We start from the raw sequence: 21,169 nt of genomic DNA, 5'->3' as shown, positions 1-21,169 counted from the left end.
CCCGCCCGCAGTCCGCCCAACTCCCGCAGGGCGTAGTACGCGGTCAGGAACACCAACGGCACCGCAGCACCCCTCTCCCAGGACCAGTCCTCGGGGACGGGGGTGAGGAGGCGGGCGTCGGCGATGCCGAGCGGGCCGAAGCCGCCGAAGAGCATGCCCATCACGCGGTCCCCGGGGGCGAGGCCGGTGACCTCCGGTCCGACCTCGGTCACGACGCCGGCGGCCTCGGAGCCGAACAGGCCCGCGTCGCCGGGGTACATGCCGAGCGCGTTGAGGACGTCACGGAAGTTCAGGCCCGCCGCCCGGACCTCGACGCGGACCTCGTGGCCGGCGAGCGGCCGTTGGGCCTCGGGGTGCGGCAGCAGGGCGAGGCCGTCGAGGCTGCCCTTGGCGCGGCTGCCCAGCCGCCAGGGCGTGCCGGGCGGCGGGACGAGGCCGGGGCCGGAGTCCAGGCGGGCGAGCCGGCCGACGCGGACGGTGCCGTCGCGGACCACGGCCTGCGGTTCGTCGGCGTCGAAGAGGGCAGGCAGCAGCGGGAGTTGCGCGGCGGAGGCGGCGGTGTCGTCGAGGTCGACGAGCAACAGGCGGCCGGGGTTCTCGGACTGGGCGGTGCGGACCAGCCCCCAGAGGGGGGCCGCGGCCAGGTCGAGGGGGGCGCGGGTGCCGTCGGCGACCGCGCCGCGGGTGACGAGCAGGAGCCGGGAGCGCGCGCAGCGGTCGTCGGCGAGCCACTGTTGGAGCAGTTCCAGGACGGTGCGGGTCAGTTCGTGGGCGGCGGCCGGTCCCCGGTCGGTGGCGCCGCGCAGCGATACCGCGACGACGTCCGGCACCGGGCGGTCGTCGTGGGCGGTGAGTTGGGTGAGGGTGGCGACGGCGGTGTGGAGTGCGGCGACGCTGTCGGGGCCGGCGGCGGTGAGCGCGGCGGTCAGGTCGAGGGGGTCGTCGCCGAGGACGGCCCAGGTGGCGAGGGTGGCGGGGGCGTGGACGGTGCGGGGCGTCCAGTCCATGCGGAAGAGGGAGTTGGCGTCGTCGCGGCGGGCGTCGGCGCCGGTGTCGGGGCCGGCGGCGCGCAGGGTCAGCGATTCGACGGAGATGACCGGGTGGCCCTGGGGGTCGACGGCGGTGATCTCCACGGCGTCGGGGCCGCAGTTGGCGATCCGTACGCGCAGCGCGGTCGCGCCGGAGGCGTGCAGGGACACCCCGTTCCAGGCGAACGGGAGGAGGCTGCGGTCGTCGCCGTCGGCGGAGGCGAAGAGGGTGCTGTGCAGGACGGCGTCGAAGAGGGCCGGGTGCAGGCCGAACGCGTCGGCGTCGGTGGTGCCTTCGGGCAGCGCGACCTCGGCGTAGATCTCGGTGTCGCGGCGCCATACGGCGCGCAGGCCGCGGAAGACGGGGCCGTAGTCGAGCCCGTTGGCGCGGTAGCGGTCGTAGAGGCCGTCGATGTCGAGGGGTTGGGCGTCGCGGGGTGGCCAGGTGGTGGTGTCGAGGGCGAGGAGGTGTGCGCCGTCGGTGATCCGGCCGGTGGCGTGCTGGGTCCAGGCGGCGTCCTGGTCGGCACCGGGGCGGGTGAAGAACCGCAGTTCGCGGGAGCCGTCCTGGTCGGCGGCGCCGATCGCGATCTGCATCTGGACGGCGCCGGTGGTGGGCAGGATCAGCGGCGCGGCGAGCATCAGTTCCTCGACGCGGTCGCAGCCGGCCTGGTCGGCGGCGCGCACGGCGAGTTCGAGGAACCCGGTGCCGGGGAAGAAGACCATGCCGCCGACGACGTGGTCGGCGAGCCAGGGGTGGGTGGCCAGCGACAGGGTGCCGGTGAGGAGGAGTTCGTCGGATCCGGCGACGGACATGGCGGCGCCGAGCAGCGGGTGGTCGGCGGCGGTCAGGCCGAGGCCGGTGGCGTCGGCGGGCCGGTAGGTGGCCTTGGGCCAGTAGCGCTCGTACTGGAAGGCGTAGGTGGGCAGTTCGGTGCGGTGGGCGCCGGTGCCGGCGTAGAACGCGGACCAGTCCACCGGCACGCCGACGGTGTGGAGCCGGGCCAGCGCGGTGACCGCGGACGGCTCCTCGGGGCGGTCCCTGCGCAGGACCGGGACGGTGACCGCGTCGGGGGCGGACTGCTGGGCGAGGGCGGCGAGGGTGCCGTCCGGGCCGATTTCCAGGAAGAGGTCGACGCCGGCGTCCGCGAGGGTGCGGATGCCGTCGGCGAAGCGGACGGCCTCGCGGACGTGCCGGACCCAGTAGTCGGGCGTGCCGAGCAGGGTGCCGTCGGCGAGGGTTCCGGTGAGGTGGGAGACGACCGGGATCTGCGGCTCGTGGTAGGTCAGGCCCTCGGCGACGGTGCGGAACTCGGGCAGCATCGCGTCCATCAGCGGCGAGTGGAAGGCGTGGCTGACCCGTAGTCGGGTGGTGCGGCGGCCCCGTTCGGCGAGGTGGGCGGCGACGGCGAGGGTGGCGGTCTCCTCGCCGGAGACGACGAGCGAGGTCGGGCCGTTGACGGCGGCGATCGCGACGCCGTCGGTGAGCAGCGGCGTCACCTCGTCCTCGGCGGCCTCGACGGCGACCATGGCGCCGCCGCGGGGCAGCGCCTGCATCAGTGCGGCGCGGGCGGCGACGAGTGTGCAGGCGTCCTCCAGGGAGAACACCCCGGCGACGTGGGCGGCGGCGAGCTCGCCGATGGAGTGGCCGGCGACGAAGTCGGGCCGCACGCCCCAGGATTCCAGCAGCCGGTAGAGGGCGACCTCGACGGCGAACAGCGCGGGCTGGGTGTGGCCGGTCTCGTTGAGGGGTGCGTCGTCGGTGCCCCAGATCACCTCGCGCAGGGAGCCGCCCAGTTCGGCGTCGAGCAGGTCGAGGGTGGTGTCGAGGGCCTGGGCGAACACCGGGAAGCGGTCGTGCAACTCGGCGCCCATGCCGAGGCGTTGGGCACCCTGGCCGGAGAAGAGCGCGGCGCAGCGGCGGCGTCCGACGGCGTGGCCTTCGTGGGTGTCGGGGGCGGTGCCGTGGGCCAGCCAGGCGGTCAGGGCCTGCCGTCCGGCGGTGCCGTCGGGGTCGGTGACGACGGCGAGCCGGTGTTCCAGGGGTGCGCGGGTGGTGGCGAGGGAGAGCGCGGTGTCCAGGGCGCGGGGTGCGGCGTCGGTGGTGAGGTGGTCGAGCAGGGCGGCGGCCTGGTCGCGCAGCGCGGCGCCGGTGCGGGCGGAGAGCACCCAGGGCAGCGCCCGCGGGGTGCGGGGCGGGGTGTCGTCGGTCGTCGGGGCGGGGGTGTCGGGGGCCTGTTCGAGGATGACGTGGGCGTTGGTGCCGCTGACGCCGAAGGAGGAGACGCCGGTGCGGCGCGGTCGTTCGGCGGCCGGCCAGGGACGGGCGGCGGTGAGGAGTTCGACGGCGCCGGCGGTCCAGTCCACGTGGGTGGAGGGTTGGTCGATGTGCAGGGTCTGCGGGAGGGTGCCGTGCCGCATCGCCATGATCATCTTGATCACGCCGGCGACGCCGGAAGCGGCCTGGGCGTGGCCCATGTTGGACTTGATCGAGCCGAGCAGCACCGGTGCGGTGCGGTCCTGGCCGTAGGTGGCGAGGATGCTCTGGGCCTCGATGGGGTCACCGAGCGGGGTGCCGGTGCCGTGCGCCTCGACGGCGTCGATGTCGCCGGTGGTCAGGCCGGCGTTGGCGAGGGCCTGGCGGATGACACGCTGCTGCGCGGGGCCGTTGGGGGCGGTGAAGCCGTTGGAGGCGCCGTCCTGGTTGACGGCGGAGCCGCGGACCACGGCGAGCACCGGGTGGCCGTTGCGGTGGGCGTCGGAGAGCCGTTCCAGCAGCAGTACGCCGGCGCCCTCGGACCAGCCGGTGCCGTCGGCGGCGTCCGCGAACGCCTTGCAGCGGCCGTCCCGGGCCAGTCCGCCCTGGCGGCTGAACTCGATCAACGAGCCCGGTGTGGACATGACGTTGACGCCGCCGGCCAGCGCCATGCCGCATTCGCCGTTGCGCAGTGCCTGGACGGCCAGGTGCAGGGCGACCAGCGACGAGGAGCAGGCGGTGTCGACGGTGAGGGCGGGGCCTTCGAGGCCGAGGGTGTAGGAGAGCCGGCCGGAGGCGGCGCTGGCTGCGATGCCGGTGCCGACGTCGCCGGTGGCGTCGTCCAGGGAACGGACGAGGAGGTAGGCGTAGTCCTGTCCGTTGGTGCCGATGAACGCGCCGGTGCGGGTGGCGCGCAGCGTGCTGGCGTCGATGCCGGCGCGTTCGACGGCCTCCCAGGCGGTGGTCAGCAGCAGCCGCTGCTGCGGGTCCATGGTGACCGCCTCGCGCGGGGAGATCCCGAAGAAGCCGGGGTCGAAGTCGGCGATGCAGTCGAGGAATCCGCCGCGCTGGCTGACGGAGGTGTCGCGGGCGTCGGTGGCGCTGTTGCGCAGCGCGTCGAGGTCCCAGCCGCGGTCCTCGGGGAAGCCGGAGATCACGTCGGTGCCGGTGGCGACCATCTCCCAGAGCGCTTCCGGGGAGTTGACGGCGCCGGGGAACCGGCAGGCCATGCCGACCACGGCGATGGGTTCCTTGGCCGCGGCGACCAGCAGCCGGTTCTGCCGCCGGAGCCGGTCGGTTTCCTTGACCGCGGCGCGGAGGGCGGCGACTACGGTGTTGTCGGGGTTCTCGGGCGCGTTCATCGTCTGCTCCATCAATCGCGCTACAGGTCGGACTGGCCGTTGAGCGCGGCCCGCACCAGGTCTGCCACTGTCATCGAGTCGACGGATTCGCCGTCGTCGTCCGCCGCGGACCGGCCACCGTGGCCGGCGAGTTGGAGCAGCGGTTCCAGCACGCCGATCTCCCGCAGTTGGGCGAGCGGCACGGAGGCCAGGAGGGCCCGGATCTCCGTCTCGTCGTCGGGTCCGGCCGGCTCGTCGGGGAAGAGCCGGTCGAGGATGTATCCGCCCAGCGCCGCCGGGGTGGGGTGGTCGAACACCAGGGTCGCCGGGAGGTTCAGGCCGGTCGCGGCGCCCAGTTGGTTGCGCAGTTCGACCGCGCCGAGCGAGTCGATGCCGAGGTCACGGAAGGTCCGTTCGGCGGCGACCGCGTCGGTGTCGGGGTAGCCGAGCACCTGGGCCGCGCGGGTGCGCACCAGGTCGACGACGGCGTCCGGGCGGCGGGCGGGCGGGAGTGCGGCGAGCCGGGCGGCCAGGTCGCCGCGGTCCGCGGTCTCCGCCTCCGCCTGGGCGGCGAGGGTCTCGCGGTAGCCGGGGAACTCCCGCAGCAGCGCGCTGGGTCGGGTGCCGGCGAAGGCGCCGGCGAACCGGTCCAGGGCCACCTCGGCGACGACCGCGGTCGGCTCCTTCTCGGTGACCAGGCGCAGCAGGGTCTCGACGGCGAGGTGCGGGTCCATGGCACCGACGCCGGCGCGGCGGGCGGCCTCGTCTGCGCCGCCGGTGTCGGCCATGCCGCCGCCTCCCCAGGCTCCCCAGGAGACGGAGGTGGCGGGCCGGCCCAGCACCCGGCGCTGCTCGGCGAGGGCGTCCAGGACGGCGTTGGCGGCGGCGTAGTTGGCCTGCCCGGGGTTGCCGACGGCGGCGGAGGCGGAGGAGAACAGGACGAACGCGGCCAGGTCGTGGTCCCGGGTCAGCTCGTCCAGCAGGAGGGCCGAGGTGACCTTGGCGCGGAAGACCTCCTGGAACCGTTCGGGAGTGAGCCGGTCCAGGACGCCGTCGTCGAGGACGCCGGCGGCGTGCACCACGCCGGTCAGTGGCTGGTCGGCGGGGACGGCGTCCAGGACGGCGGTGAGGTGGTCGCGGTCGGCGGCGTCGCCGGCGGTGAGGGTGACGGTGGTGCCCAACGCCTCCAGTTCCGCGCGGAGTTCGGCGGCGCCGGGGGCGTCGGGCCCGCGGCGGCTGAGCAGGACGAGGTGTGCGGCGCCGTCCTTGGCGAGGCGGCGGGCGACGTGCGCGCCGAGGGCGCCGGTGCCGCCCGTGAGCAGGACGGTGCCGGACGGGTGCCAGGGCTCGGACGGTTTGCGGGCGGGGGTCGGTAGCAGGCGGCGGCCGAGCACCGCGGTGCCGCGGACCGCGACCTGGTCCTCGCCGTCGAGGCCGGCCAGGACGGCGGCGAGGCCGGCCGCGGACCGCTCGTCGGGCTCCTCGGGCAGGTCCACCAGGCCGCCCCAGCGCTGCGGGTACTCCAGCGCGGCCACCCGGCCCAGGCCCCAGACGGCGGCCTGCAGCGGACGGTGCGGGCGGTCGCTGCGGCCGGCGGAGACGGCGCTGCGGGTGACGCACCACAGCGGCGCGGCGACGCCGGCGTCGCCGAGTGCCTGGAGCAACGCGGCGGTCAGGGCGGTGCCTTCGGGGACGGCGCCGGTGAGGGTGTCGCGCAGGGCCAGCAGGGAGACCACGCCGCCGAGGCGGGTGCCGTCGGCCGTGCGGGCGCGGATCGCGTCGGCCAGCGCGGCCCGGTCGGCGGTGGCGGCCTCGATGTGCACGAGGTGGGTGCCGAGCCCGTCGAGGGTGGTGGTCACCCACGGGTCGTCGGCCAGGCCCTCGGGGATCACCGCCAGCCAGGTGCCGCTGAGCGCCTTGCGGTGCGCGACGGCGGCGCCGGTGAGGCGCTTCCAGACGATCCGGTGGCGCCAGCTTGCGAGTTGGGTCTCGTCGGCCTGTCGGCTGCGCCAGTCCATCAGGGCCGGCAGCACCTTGGACAGGGCGTCGCTCTCCACGTCGAGTACGGATTCCAAGGCGCTGAAGTCCTCCTGTGCGACGGCGTCCCAGAAGGCCGCGTCGGTCTCGGCGGGCGCTCCGGCTGTCGGGGCGGCGGGTGCCGTCCCGGGGATGACCTCCGGCCAGAAGCGGCCGCGTTGGAAGGGGTACGTCGGCAGGTCCAGCCACTGGGCGCCGCGGCCGGCGAAGTACGCGTCCCAGCGCGGCCCGGCGCCGTGGACGTGCAGCCGGGCGAGGGCGGCGGTCAGGGTCTCCGCCTCGCCGCGGGTGCGGCGCAGGGCGGGGACGACGACCGCGTCCGGTGCGCTCTGCCGGGCCATGGCGGACAGCACGGCGTCCGGGCCGAGTTCGAGGAAGAGATGCACGCCGCGATCGCTCAGGGTGCGCACGCCGTCGGCGAAGCGGACGGTGCCGCTGACGTGGCGCACCCAGTAGTCGGCGGAGCACAGGTCCTCGGTGGTGGCCACGTCGCCGGTGAGGTTGGACACCACGGGGATGCGCGGCGGGTGGTACTCCAGGCCCTCGGCGACGGTGCGGAAGTCCGCCAGCATCGGGTCCATCAGGGCGGAGTGGAAGGCGTGGCTGACCCGCAGGCGGGTGGTGCGGCGGCCTCGTTCGGCGAGGGTGGCGGCGAGCGCGGTCACGGCGTCGTCGGTGCCGGAGAGGACCACGGCGGTGGGGCCGTTGACCGCGGCGATCCGGACGCCGTCAGTGAGCAGCGGGGCGACCTCGTCCTCGGTGGTCTCGACGGCGATCATGGCGCCGCCGGCCGGGAGTTGCTGCATCAGGGCGGCGCGGGCGGCGACCAGGCGGCAGGCGTCGTCCAGGGAGAGGACGCCGGCGACGTGGGCGGCGGCGAGCTCGCCGATGGAGTGGCCGGCGACGAAGTCGGGCCGCACGCCCCAGGATTCCAGCAGCCGGTACAGCGCGACCTCCAGGGCGAAGAGGGCGGGCTGGGTGTGGCCGGTGGCGTGCAGCGCGTCCTCGTCGGTGCCCCAGACGACGTCCCGCAGGGGGGTGTCGGTCCGGTTGTCGAGGCGGGCCAGGACGGCGTCGAAGGCTTCGGCGAACACCGGGTGCCGCTCGTACAGTTCGCGGCCCATGCCCAGCCGTTGGGAGCCCTGGCCGGAGAAGAGCACGGCGCGCTTGCCGGTGCGCTGGAGGTGGTGTTCGGCGGTGTGCGGTGCGGTGGCGCCCTCGGCGAGGGCGGTGAGGCCGGTGCGCAGGTCGTGGTGGTCGGTGGCGGTGACGGCGGCCCGGTGCTCGAAGGCGGCACGGGTGGTGGCCAGCGCGTGGGCCAGGTCGGCGGGGCGGGTGCCGGGGTGTGCGGCGAGGTGGGCCAGCAGGCGGCGGGCCTGGGCGCGCAGGGCGTTGGGCGAGCGGCCGGAGAGCAGGAACGGCAGGGGCGCGCCGTCGTCGGCGGGCCGGGCCGGGGGCTCCTGGTGCGGCGGTTGTTCGAGGATGGCGTGGGCGTTGGTGCCGCTGGCGCCGAAGGAGGAGACGGCGGCGCGGCGCGGGCGGTCGACGGCGGGCCAGGGGGTGCGTTCGGTGAGCAGTCGGGCGTGGCCGGCGGTCCAGTCGACGTGGGACGAGGGGTTCTCGGCGTAGAGGGAGCGCGGCAGTTCGCCGTGGTGCAGGGCGAGGACCATCTTGATGACGCCGCCGACGCCGGAGGCGGCCTGGGCGTGCCCGATGTTGGTCTTCAACGAGCCGAGCAGTACGGGGGTTTGTCGGTCCTGGCCGTAGGTGGCGAGCAGCGCCTGGGCCTCGATGGGGTCGCCGAGGGTGGTGCCGGTGCCGTGCGCCTCGACGGCGTCGATGTCGGTGGGCACCAGGCGGGCGTTGGCGAGGGCCTGGCGGATGACGCGCTGTTGGGCGGGGCCGCTGGGGGCGGTCAGGCCGTTGGAGGCGCCGTCCTGGTTGATGGCGGAGCCGCGCAGCACGGCGAGGACGCGGTGGCCGTTGCGGCGGGCGTCGGAGAGCCGTTCGACGACGAGCATGCCGACGCCTTCGGACCAGCCGGTGCCGTTGGCGTCGTCGGAGAAGGCGCGGCAGCGGCCGTCGGGCGACAGGGCGCCCTGGGCGCTGAACTCGACGAAGCCCACCGGGGTGGCCATCACAGTGACGCCGCCGGCCAGGGCGATGGTGCATTCGCCGGCGCGCAGGGCCTGCGCGGCGAGGTGCAGGGCGACCAGCGACGAGGAGCAGGCGGTGTCGACGGAGACGGTGGGGCCCTGGATGCCGAAGGTGTAGGCGAGGCGGCCGGAGAGCAGGCTGGCGGACTGGGCGGTCTGCCACTGTCCGGTCTCCGCCGGCGGCCGGTAGTCACCGGAGCCGCCGCCGACGAAGACGCCGGTGGTGCCGCTGCCGCGCAGCGTCGCCGGGTCGATGCCCGCGCGCTCCAGGGCTTCCCAGGACGTCTCCAGCAGAATCCGCTGCTGCGGGTCCATGACCATCGCCTCGCGCGGCGAGATGCCGAACAGGCCGGGGTCGAAGTCGGTGGCGTCGTAGAGGAATCCACCCTGGGCGGTGGCGCTGCGGCCCGGGCCATCGCCGGCGAGGGCGGTCAGGTCCCAGCCGCGGTCGGTCGGGAAGTCGCCGACCGCGTCGATCTCGTCGGTGACCAGTCGCCACAGGTCCTCGGGGGAGGTGACGCCGCCGGGGTAGCGGCAGGCCATGCCGACGATGACGATCGGGTCGTCGCCGGTGGCGGCCGGGGCGGCCACCGGGGCGGCGGAGTCGGTCTCCTCGCCGAGGAGTCGGGCGCGCAGGTGGGCGGCGAGGGCGGTGGGGTTGGGGTGGTCGAAGACGAGCGTGGCGGGCAGTGCGAGGCCGGTGGCGGCGGTGAGTTGGTTGCGCAGGTCCACCGCGGTCAGGGAGTCGAAGCCCAGGTCGCGGAAGGGCAGGTCCGGTTCGAGCAGGGCGTGGTCGGCGTGGCCGAGGACGGTGGCGGCCTTGTCGGTGACGAGGTCCAGCAGGATGCCGTCGCGGTCGGCGGCGGGCTGCTCGGCGAGCCAGCGGCCGTAGTCGCCGGCCGCGGCCCGCCGGTCGGCGCGGTCGCGGGCGGCCTCGGTGAGCGCGGTGCGGGCCTCGGGCAGGGCGTCGAACAGGGCGGTGCGGCGGGCCTCGTGGTGCAGCGGGGCGAAGGTCTCCCAGCGGACGTCGGCGATGGTCTCCGCGGCGGTGCCGTCGGCGACGGCCCGGCCGAGGGCCGTCAGTGCGGTGTCGGCGTCCAGCACCGGCAGGCCGTTGAGCCGCAGGTGGCCGGCGAGCGAGGGCGCGGCCAGGTCGGACCAGGCGGCCCAGGAGACGGTCAGGGCCGGGGTGCCGCGGCCGCGGCAGGCGCGGGCGAGGGCGTCGAGGTAGGCGGCGGAGGCGGCCTCGGCGGCCCGGCCCCGGACGCCCCAGACGCCGGCGAGCGAGCCGAAGAGGACGAAGGCGTCCAGGGGGCGGTCGGTGAGCGCGGCGGCGAGGGCGGTGACGGGGGCGAGGGTGGCGGTCAGGTCGGCCGCGGTGTCGGTGGTGGCGCCGGTCTCCGCCGCGTGGACGACGGCCGTGAGGGGGGCGTCGTCGGGCAGGGCGTCGAGGAGCGCGGTGCAGCCGTCCGGCGCGGTGGCGTCGTGGGCCACGACGGTCACCTGGGCGCCGAGCGCGGCCAGTTCGGCGGTCAGCGCCCGGGTCTGTTCGGTGTGGTCGGTGGTGTCGGGGGCGGTCAGGACGAGGTGGGCGGCGCCTTCGCGGGCCAGCCAGCGGGCGGCGTGGCCGCCCATGGTGCCGGTGCCGCCGATGACGAGCACGGTGCCGGCGGGGCGCCAGACGGCGCCGTCGGGGTCGGCGGGCGTGCGGACCAGGCGGCGGCCGTGGACTCCGGTGGCGCGGACGGCGATCTCGGTCTCCGGGCCGGGCGCGGCGAGGTGGGCGGCGAGCAGTCCGGCGGTGTGCGCGTCGGGGTCGGCGGGCAGGTCGGCCAGGCCGCCGAAGCGGTCGGGGTGGTCCAGCGCGGCGACCCGGCCCAGGCCCCACAGGGCGGCCTGGCCGACGGCGGTCGGGGTCTCCCCCGCGACCGCGACGGCGCCGCGGGTGACGCACCACAGGGGCGCGTCGACGCCGGCCTGCTCCAGCGTGGCGAGGAGGGCGGCGGGTCGGGCCGCGTCGTCGGGCAGGGCGTCGGCGGTGGTGGCGAGCAGGGAGACGACGACCCGCCAGGCGTCGGCGTGCGGTGTCGTCAACTGCTCTTCGAGGGTGGCCGGTTCGGCGGTGACGGTGCCGGTGCCGAGGGCGGCGGCGAGGGCAGCCACCCAGGCGTCGCCGGTGTGTCCGGTCGGGGCGAGCAGCAGGGCCGGGCCGGTCGGTGCGGTGGCCTCCGGGGTCGGCAGCGGGGTCCAGGTCTCGTGGTAGCGCCAGGTCGCGGCGGCGGACCGGGCGCCCTGCCGGCGCCGCCAGGCGGACAGTGCCGGCACCATCGCGGTGACGGTGTCGTCGTCCAGGCCGAGCGAGGCGGCCAGGCCCGGCAGGTCCGCGCGCTCGACGGCGGTCCAGAAGGCGGCGTCGACGGGGTCGTGGGGGGCGTCGGGCGCGCCGGGTTCGGGCCAGAACCGTTCGCGCTGGAAGGCGTAGGTGGGCAGGTCGGTCCGGTGGCCTCCGGTGGCGGCGAAGTAGGCGGCCCAGGACGGGCCGGCGCCGTGGGTGTGCAGGGTGGCCAGGCCCTCCAGGAGGGCCACGTCCCCGGCGCGGTCGGGGCGTTGGAGCGGCACGACCACGGTCGGCGTGCCCGTCTCGGTGGTGTCGAGGCCGTCGAGGGTCTGCTCGGTCAGGGCGGACAGCACGCCGTCCGGGCCGATCTCGACGAAGGTGGTGACGCCGGCGTCGTGCAGGGCGCGCACGCCGTCGGCGAACCGTACGGTCTCGCGGACGTGCCGCACCCAGTGGTCGGGGGTGCGCAGTTCGGCCGCGGCGGGGGCGCCGAGGAGTGTGGAGACGACCGGGATGCGCGGCTCGTGGTAGGTGAGGGTCTGGGCGACCCGGGCGAAGCCGGCCAGCATCGGGTCCATCAGCGGCGAGTGGAAGGCGTGGCTGACGCGCAGTTGTCGAGTGCGGCGGCCGTCGGTGGCGAGGCGGTCGGCGACGGCGCGGACGGCGTCCGCGGTGCCGGCGACGACCACGGACCGGGGCCCGTTGACGGCGGCGATCGCGACGCCGTCGGTGAGCAGCGGTGTCACCTCGTCCTCGGCGGCCTCGACGGCGACCATGGCGCCGCCGCGGGGCAGCGCCTGCATCAGTGCGGCGCGGGCGGCGACGAGCGTGCAGGCGTCCTCCAGGGAGAACACCCCGGCGACGTGGGCGGCGGCGAGCTCGCCGATGGAGTGTCCGGCGACGAAGTCGGGCCGCACGCCCCAGGATTCCAGCAGCCGGTAGAGCGCGACCTCGACGGCGAACAGTGCGGGCTGGGTGTGGCCGGTCTCGTCCAGCAGGACGGCCTCGGCGGTGCCGGGCGCGGCGAACAGCGCGGGGCGCAGCGGGACGTCGAGCACGGTGTCGAACTGGGCGAGGACGGTGTCCAGCGCGTCGGCGTAGACCGGGTGGTGCCGGTAGAGGTCGTGGCCCATCAGGGCGTGTTGGGCGCCCTGACCGGAGAACAGGAACGCGGTGCGGCCGGGGGTGCGGGACGCGGTGGCGCGGGCGGCCTCGCGCACGCCGTCGGGTCCGGCGAGCAGCACGGCGCGGTGCGGGAAGAGGGTGCGGTCGGTGGCCAGGGTGCGGCCGATGTCCTGGGGGGCGAGCTCGGGGTGGGCGGTGAAGTGGGCGGTGAGGCGGTCGAGTTGGGCCTGGAGCGCCTCGCGGCTGCGGCCGGAGAGGATCCACGGCACGACGGCGGGGTCCGTCTCCGGGCTCGGGGCACCGGCCGGTGCCGGGTCAGCGGGGGCCTGTTCGACGACGACGTGGGCGTTGGTGCCGCTGACGCCGAAGGCGGAGACGCCTGCGCGCCGGGGCCGGCCGGTCTCGGGCCAGGGCCGGGCGTCGTCGAGCAGCGCTACGGTGCCTGCGCTCCAGTCGACGTGACTGGTCGGGGTGCCCACGTGCAGGGTCCTGGGCAGGGTGCCGTGCCGCATGGCCAGCAGCATCTTGATGACGCCGGCCGCGCCGGCGGCGGCCTGGGTGTGGCCGAGGTTGGACTTGACGGTGCCGAGCAGCAGCGGCTGTTGGGCGTCCCGGTCGCGGCCGTAGGCGGCGATCAGGGCGCGGGCCTCGATGGGGTCGCCGAGGGTGGTGCCGGTGCCGTGCGCCTCGACCGCGTCGATGTCGGCGGGGGCGAGGTGGGCGTCGGCGAGGGCCTGGGCGATGACGCGTTGCTGGGACTGGCCGTTGGGGGCGGTCAGACCGTTGGAGGCGCCGTCCTGGTTGACGGCGGTGCCGCGGATCAGGCCGAGGACCTGGTGGCCGTTGCGCCGGGCGTCGGCGAGGCGTTCCAGGACGAGGATGCCGGCGCCCTCGGACCAGGCGGTGCCGTCGGCGGCGTCGGAGAACGGCTTGCAGCGGCCGTCGGGGGCCAGGCCGCCCTGGGTGGAGAACTCGACGAACGAGTCGGGGCTGGCCATGACCGAGACGCCGCCGGCCACCACGAGGTCGCATTCGCCGCTGCGCAGCGCCCGGCCGGCCCAGTGCAGGGCGACGAGCGAGGAGGAGCAGGCGGTGTCGACGGTGACGGCCGGCCCTTCGAGGCCGAGCGCGTAGGACAGTCGGCCGGACATCACGCTGGCGGTGTTGCCGGTGGCGACGTAGCCGGCGACGTCGGAGGCGGAGCGGCGCAGCAGCGTCGGGTAGTCCTGGCCGTTGGTGCCGACGAAGACGCCGGTGGTGGAGCCGCGCAGGCCGGCCGGGTCGATACCGGCCCGCTCCAGTGCCTCCCAGGTGGTCTCCAACAGCAGTCGCTGTTGGGGGTCCATGGCCAGGGCCTCGCGGGGCGAGATGCCGAAGAACCGGGCGTCGAAGTCGGCGACGCCGGTGAGGAATCCGCCCTCCAGGGTGTCGGAGGCGCCGGCGCCGAGGGCGGCGAGGTCCCAGCCGCGGTCGTCGGGGAAGCGGCTGATGCCGTCGCGGCCCTCGTCGAGGAGGCGCCAGAGTTCCTCGGGCGTGCTGACGCCGCCGGGGAAGCGGCAGCCGATGCCGATGACGGCGATCGGTTCGTCGTCGACTGCCGTGGTGGCGAGGGCCGTTGTGGCGTGGGCGGGCAGGGTGCCGAGGAGTTCGGCGAGCAGGAAGTCCGCCAGCTCGCGGGGGGTGGGCAGGTCGTAGACGAGGGTGGCGGGCAGGCTCAGGCCGGTGGCGGCGTTGAGGGCGTTGCGCAGCTCCAGGATGGTCAGCGAGTCGAAGCCGAGGTCGCGGAAGGCGCGGTCGTCCTCCACGGTGCGCGGGTCGGCGTGGCCGAGGACCGCGGCGACCTGGGCGCGCAGCAGGTCCAGGACGGCCGCGGGCCGTTCGGGCTCCGGCAGTTCGGCCAGTTGCTGCCGCAGGCCGGTCGCGACGCCGGTGGGGGCCTGCGGGGTGGCCCCGGCGGTCTCGGGGAGGTCGGCGACGAGCGGCAGCGGGCGGAGCGCGGCGAAGGCGCGCTGGAACCGCTCCCAGTCGATGTCGGCGACGGTGACGGTGGTGTCGTCGTGCGCGACGGCGCGCAGCAGGGCGCGCACGGCCGGTTCGGGCGCGAGGGGTTCGAAGCCGCCGCGCCGGACGCGGTCGGTGAGTTCGGGGTCGTCGGCGACCATGCCGGCGCCGGCCCACGGGCCCCAGGCCACGGACAGCGCGGTCCGCCCGTGGGCGCGGCGGTGCTCGGCGAGCGCGTCCAACTGGGCGTTGGCCGCAGCGTAGTTGCCCTGTCCGGCGGCGCCGAGGGCGCCGGCGGTGGAGGAGAACAGGACGAACGCGCCGAGGTCCAGGTCGGCGGTGAGTTCGTGCAGGTGTTGGGCGGCGACGGTCTTGGCGCGCAGCACGGCGGCGAAGCTGTCCGGGGTGAGGGCGTCCACGACGTGGTCGTCGACGACGCCGGCGGTGTGGAACACCGCGGTCAGCGGGGCGTCGTCGGGCAGGTCGGCGAGGACGGCGGTCAGCGCGTCGCGGTCGGCGGCGTCGCAGGCGGCGAGGGTGACGCGGGCGCCCAACACCTCCAGTTCGGCGCGGAGTTCGCCGGCGCCGGGGGCGTCCGGGCCGCGGCGGCTGAGGAGCAGCAGATGGGTGGCGCCGTCGCGGGCGAGGCGACGGGCGAGGTGGCCGCCGATGCCGCCGGTGCCGCCGGTGATCAGGACGGTGCCGGCCGCCGGGTCGAAGGCGGTGCGGGCGGTGTCGGGTCCGGCGGGGGCGTGCGCGAGGCGGCGGAGGAAGACGCCGGAGGGGCGGATGGCCACCGCGTCCTCGCCGTCGGTGGCCGCCAGTACGGCGCGCAGGCGGCGCGCGGCCTGGTCGTCGAGGGTGGTGGGCAGGTCGACGGTGCCGCCGAACCGGCCGGGCAGTTCCAGGGCGACGGCGCGGCCCAGGCCCCAGACGGCGGCCTGTTCGGGGGCGGTGATCCGCTCGGCGCGGCCGACCGCGACGGCGCCGCGGGTGACGTTCCACAGTGGCGCGTCGATCCCGGCGTCACCGAGGGCCTGGAGGGCGGTGGTGGTCAGGGTGAGCGCGGCGGGTGCGTCGGGGTGGCCGGCGTGACCGGTGGCGAGCGGCAGCAGCGACAGCACGCCGGTGAACGGGCCCTGGTCGCCGGCGGCTTCGGTGATCCGGGCGGCCAGCTCGGCCCGGTCGGTGGTGGTGACGGGCAGTCGGACGGTGGCGGTGCCCAGGGCGCGCTCGACGTCGGCGGCCCAGGCGGCCCCCGCCTCGTCGTCCTGGTGGTCGTGCGGGACGAGGACGAGCCAGCGGCCGGTGGGGGTGGTGGGCGCGGTGGTGCCGCCGCGCGGCTTCCAGATGACGCGGTAGCGCCAGGAGTCCAGTTCGCTCTGCTCGCCGCGGCGGCGGCGCCAGGCGGTGAGCGCGGGGACCATCGCGGTGACGGTCGCGTCGTCGAGGTCCAGGGAGGCGGCGAGGGCGGCGACGTCGTCGCGCTCCACGGCGGCCCAGAACTCGGCGTCCAGGGTGGCCCCGGGCGCGGCGGCCGGCGCGGTGGTGGTGTCGGGCCAGTACCGCTCGCGTTGGAACGCGTAGGTCGGCAGCGGCACCCGCCGCGCGCCGTGGTCGGCGAAGTAGGCGGTCCAGTCGACGGCGGTGCCGTGCGCGTGGGCCGCGGCAACGGCGGTGACCAGGGCCGGCTCCTCCGGCCGGTCGCCGCGCAGGGTCGGCAGCAGCGCCGTGCGGGCGGCGTCGGTGAGGCTTTCCCTGGCCATGCCGCTGAGCACGCCGTCCGGGCCGAGTTCCAGGAAGGTGCGGACGTCGCCCTGGGTGGCGAGCCAGTCGATGCCGTCGGCGAAGCGGACCGCGGCGCGGACGTGGTCGACCCAGTACGCGGGCGTGCAGACCTGCTCGGCGGTGGCCGGGCCGCCGCTGACGTTGGACACGAACGGGATGGTCGGCGGGTGGTAGGTCAACCCGCGGGCGACGGCGGCGAACGCGTCGAGCATGGCGTCCATCAGCGGCGAGTGGAAGGCATGGCTCACCCGCAGCCGCTTGGTCCGCCGCCCGTCGGCGGCGAGGGTCTCGGCGAGGGCCAGCACGGCGTCCTCGGCGCCGGCGATGACCACGGAGCGGGGCCCGTTGACGGCGGCCACCGACACCCGGTCGGCCAGGTCGGCGAGGTGCGGCAGGACCTCGTCCTCCGCCGCCTCCAGGGCGACCATCGCGCCGCCCTCGGGGAGCGCCTGCATCAGTCGGCCGCGGGCGGCGACCAGGGTGCAGGCGTCGTCCAGGGAGAGGACCCCGGCGACGTGCGCGGCGGCGAGCTCGCCGACGGAGTGGCCGGCCAGGTAGTCGGGGGTGACGCCCCAGGACTCCAACAGGCGGAACAGCGCGACCTCGACGGCGAACAGCGCGGGCTGGGCGTAGCCGGTCCGGTCGAGCAGGGCGGCGTCGGCGGAGCCGGGGGCGGCGAACAGCACCTCGCGCAGCGGCCGTTCGAGGCCGCCGTCGAGGCGGGCCAGGACCTGGTCCAGCGCGTCGGCGAACGCCGGGTAGCGGTCGTAGAGTTCGCGGCCCATGCCGGCCCGTTGGCTGCCCTGTCCGGTGAACAGGAAGGCGGTGCGGCCGCGGCCGGCGGTGCCCTGGACGAGTCCGGCGTCGGGCGTCGCGTCGCGCAGTGCGCGCAGGCCGCGGGTGAGCCCGTCGCGGTCGGCGGCGACGACGGCGGCGCGGCGCTCCAGTGCGGCGCGGGAGGTGGCGAGGGAGTGGGCGAGGTCGGTGGGGTGGAGGTCGGGCCGCTCCTCGACGAAGGCGAGCAGGCGGGCGGCCTGGGCACGCAGCGCGGCCTCGCCGCGGCCGGAGACCAGGACCGGCACCAGACCGTCGTGCGGTGCGGTGGCGGGCGCGGGGGTGTCGTCGGCGGGGGCCTGTTCGAGGACGGTGTGGACGTTGGTGCCGCTGATGCCGAAGGAGGAGACGGCGGCGCGGCGCGGCCGGCCGGTCTCGGGCCACGGGGTGCGCTCGGTGAGCAGTCCGATGGTGCCGGAGGACCAGTCGACGTGCGTGGAGGGCCGGTCGATGTGCAGGGACTTGGGCACCACGCCCTCTTGGAGGGCGCGGACCAGTTTGATGACGCTGGCGACGCCGGACGCCATCTGGGTGTGGCCGATGTTGGACTTGATCGAGCCGAGCAGCAGCGGCTGTTGGGGGTCGCGGTCGGTGCCGTAGGTGGTGAGCAGGGCCTGCGCCTCGATCGGGTCGCCGAGGGCGGTGCCGGTGCCGTGGCCCTCCAGGACGTCGATGTCGCCGGGCGCGACGCCGGAGTTGGCCAGCGCCTGGCGGATGACGCGCTGTTGGGAGGGGCCGTTGGGGGCGGTGAGGCCGTTGGAGGCGCCGTCCTGGTTGACGGCGGAGCCGCGGATCACGGCGAGCACCTGGTGCCCGTTGGCGCGGGCGTCGGAGAGCCGCTCCAGCAGGACCAGTCCGACGCCCTCGGCCAGCGTCATCCCGTCGGCGCCGTCCGCGTACGCCTTGCAGCGGCCGTCCTCGGCCAGCGCGCGCTGCCGGCTGAAGCCGACGAACGACATCGGGGTGGACATGATGCTGACGCCGCCGGCCAGGGCGAGGGAGCTCTCGCCGTTGCGCAGCGACTGGCAGGCCAGGTGCATGGCGACGAGGGAGGAGGAGCAGGCGGTGTCGAGGGTGACGGCCGGGCCCTCGAAGCCGAAGAGGTAGGACACCCGGCCGGACAGCACGCTGGAGAGCGTGCCGGTGATCATGTGGCCTTCGGAGCCCTCGCTGTTGGGCACACCGGTGGCGTAGTCCTGGTAGCTGGCGCCGACGAAGGTGCCGGTGCGGCTGCCGCGCTGGGCGACCGGGTCGATGCCGGCGTGCTCGAACGCCTCCCAGGCGGTCTCCAGCAGCAGCCGTTGCTGCGGGTCCATCGAGAGGGCCTCGCGCGGCGAGATGCCGAAGAAGCCGGGGTCGAACTCGGCGACGTCGCGCAGGAAGCCGCCCTGGACGGAGTAGGTGCGGCCGGTCCGGTCGGGGTCGGGGTCGTAGAGGCCCGCGGCGTCCCAGCCGCGGTCGGCGGGGAAGCCGGAGATCGCGTCGACCTCGTCCAGGGCGATCCGCCAGAGGTCCTCGGCGGAGCCGACCCCGCCGGGGTAGCGGCAGCTCATGCCGACGATGGCGATCGGGTCGTCGGCGGCGGGCGCGCTCACCGTGACGACGGCGCCGGCGGTTTGCGTACCGGCCAACTCCCCGTGCAGGAAGGCGGCGAGCGCGGCCGGGTTGGGGTAGTCGAAGACCATCGTCGACGGCAGCGTCAGCCCGGTGACGGAGGCGAGCCGGTTGCGCAGGGCCACGGCGGTCAGCGAGTCGAAGCCGACGTCGCGGAAGGCCCGTTGGTCGGTGAGGTCCTCCGGTGACGACAGTCCGAGGACGGCCGCGGCCTCGGTGCGGACGGTCTCCAGCAGCGTGCGCTGCCGCTCGGCGTCGGGCAGGGCGCGCAGCGCGGCGGCGAACTCGCCCTCGGCGGCGGTCCCGGAGCCCTGTTCGGCGGCCGCGGTGAGCGCCCGGACCTCCGGCACCTCGTCGAAGAGCGGGGTGGGGCGGCCCGAGGTGTAGACGGGGTGGTAGGTCTCCCAGTCCACGTCGGCCACGGCGATGACGCCCTCGTCGTCGTCCAGCGCCCGCTGCAGTCCGCCGAGCGCGAGCTGCGGGTCCATGAACTCCAGGCCGCTGCGCCGGATCAACTGCGGGTCGACCCGGCCGAGTTTGAGGTCGTCGGCCCAGATGCCCCAGGACAGCGACAGGGCGGGCAGTCCGCGGGCGCGGCGGTGTTCGGCGAGGGCTGCGAGGTAGGCGTTGCCGGCGACGTAGGCGGCGTGCGCGCCGCTGCCCCACATGCCGGCGGTGGAGGAGTACAGGACGAAGGCGTCCAACTCGGCGTCGTCGAGCAGTTCGTCGAGGATCTGGGCGCCGGCGACCTTGGCGTGCAGCACCCGGTCGAAGTCGGCCAGGGTGGTGGCGTCCAGGGTGTGCAGCTCGATGGTGGCGGCGGTGTGGACGACGGTGCGGACGGTGCGGCCGTCGGCCTTGAGGCCGTCCAGGAGGGCGGCGACGACGGCGCGGTCGGTGATGTCGCAGGCGGCGAAGGTCGCCTCGGTGCCCAAGTCGGCCAGCTCGGCCTGGAGTTCGGGCGCGCCGGGGGCGTCCGAGCCGCGCCGGCTGACGAGTACCAGGTGCTCGGCGCCCTGCGCGGCCAGCCACCGTGCGAGGTGCGGGGCGAGGGTGCCGGAGCCGCCGGTGATCAGCGTCGTGCCGCGCGGCGCCCACCGGCCGGCGGACCGCCCGGTGGTGGCCTCGGCCCGGACGATGCGGCGGGTGAAGACGCCGGAGGCCCGGATGGCCAGTTGGTCGTCGCTGCCGAGGGCGCCGGACAGCACGGCGGCGAGCCGCTGGGCGGCCCGGGCGTCGAGGGCGGCCGGCAGGTCGACGGTGCCGCCCCAGCGCTGCGGGTGCTCCAGGGCCGCGGTCCAGCCGACGCCGATGACCTGCGCCTGGACGGGCGCGGTGAGCCGGTCGGCGCGCCCGGTGGAGACCGCGCCGCGGGTCAACGCCCATACGGGGGCGTCGATTTCGGCGTCTCCGAGGGCTTGCAGCAGTGCGACGGTCAGGGCGACACCGAGCGTCAGCGAGGTGCCTGGCACCGCACCGGTCCGCTCGGCCTCGGCGAGGACGGAGACGATCCCCGCCGTCTCCTGCGCGCCGGCGAGTCGCTCGGCGAGCACGGCCCGGTCGGTGCACGTCTCGTCCAGGACCAGGCGCCGCACCTCGGCACCGTGCTCCGTCAACGCCCCGACGATCTCGGCGTCGTCGACGCCCTCGGTGGTGACCAGCAGCCAGGTGCCGGTCAGCGACGGGCGCGGCAGGGTGCCGCCGAGCGGCTTCCAGGCGACGCGGTAGCGCCAGGCGTCCACCGTGGACCGGTCGCGGCGGGCCCGGCGCCAGGAGGACAGCGCGGGAAGCACGGCGGCGACGGAGTCCTCGTCGGTACCGAGCGCGGCGGTCAGCGCGGAGAGGTCCGACTGCTCGACGGCGGCCCAGAATTGGGCGTCCTCCGGGTCGGTGCCGGCGCCGGTCTCCGGGGCGGGCGGCACGGCCCACAGGTGTTCACGCTGGAAGGCGTAGGTGGGCAGGTCCACCAGGGACGCACCGGTCCCCTCGAACGACCGCGCCCAGTCCACCTCCACACCACGGACGAACGCCTCACCCGCCGACAACAAGAAGCGGTCCAACCCACCCTGCTCACGACGCAACGTCCCCACCGCAACCGCCGCCACCCCCACCTCGTCAACGGCCTCCTGCACCGCCATCGACAACACCGGATGCGAACTCACCTCCACGAACGCCCGATACTCCCCCGCCAACAACTCACCCACCGCATCCGCGAACCGCACCCGCCCCCGCAGATTCCGGAACCAGTACTCGGCATCCATCCCGGCCGTGTCCAGCCAGTCACCACTGACCGTGGAGAAGAACGGCACCTCAGCCGGTCGCGGCGTCAACTCCGCCAGGACCTCCAGCAGTTCGTCGCGCAGGTCCTCGACCTGGTGCGAGTGCGAGGCGTAGTCCACCGCGATCCGCCGGGCGCGGACCTCCTCGGCGGTCAAGAGGGCATGCAACTCGTCCAGGGCGTCGGGCTCGCCGGCGACCACGGCGGAGCGCGGCCCGTTGACCGCGGCCACCGACACCCGCCCCTGGAACGGCTCCAGGCGCGGCTCCAACTCCGCCACCGGCAGCGCGACGGACATCATCCCGCCCCGCCCCGCCAACGAACGACCGATCGCCTGACTCCGCAACGCAACAACACGGGCACCATCACGCAA

The 21,169-nt window shown here is 75.8% G+C and carries 2 protein-coding genes; both read right to left on the bottom strand.

All coding sequences use genetic code 11. The annotated features are described in order from the left end of the window. Positions 1-4,646: beta-ketoacyl synthase N-terminal-like domain-containing protein (locus ACIQU6_RS41075; protein WP_403487192.1), on the bottom strand; the 4,646-nt coding region annotated here is incomplete at its 3' end. A 20-nt stretch (positions 4,647-4,666) separates the two neighbouring features. Then, positions 4,667-21,169, bottom strand: a 16,503-nt coding sequence (locus ACIQU6_RS41070) for a type I polyketide synthase (RefSeq protein ID WP_403487190.1), incomplete at its 5' end; no start/stop codon positions are given.

The organism is Streptomyces sp. NPDC090442, assembly GCF_044769405.1.
Taxonomy (GTDB): domain Bacteria; phylum Actinomycetota; class Actinomycetes; order Streptomycetales; family Streptomycetaceae; genus Streptomyces.
Note: the sequence above shows the minus strand (reverse complement) of the source record. Positions and strands in the feature narration are given on the sequence as shown.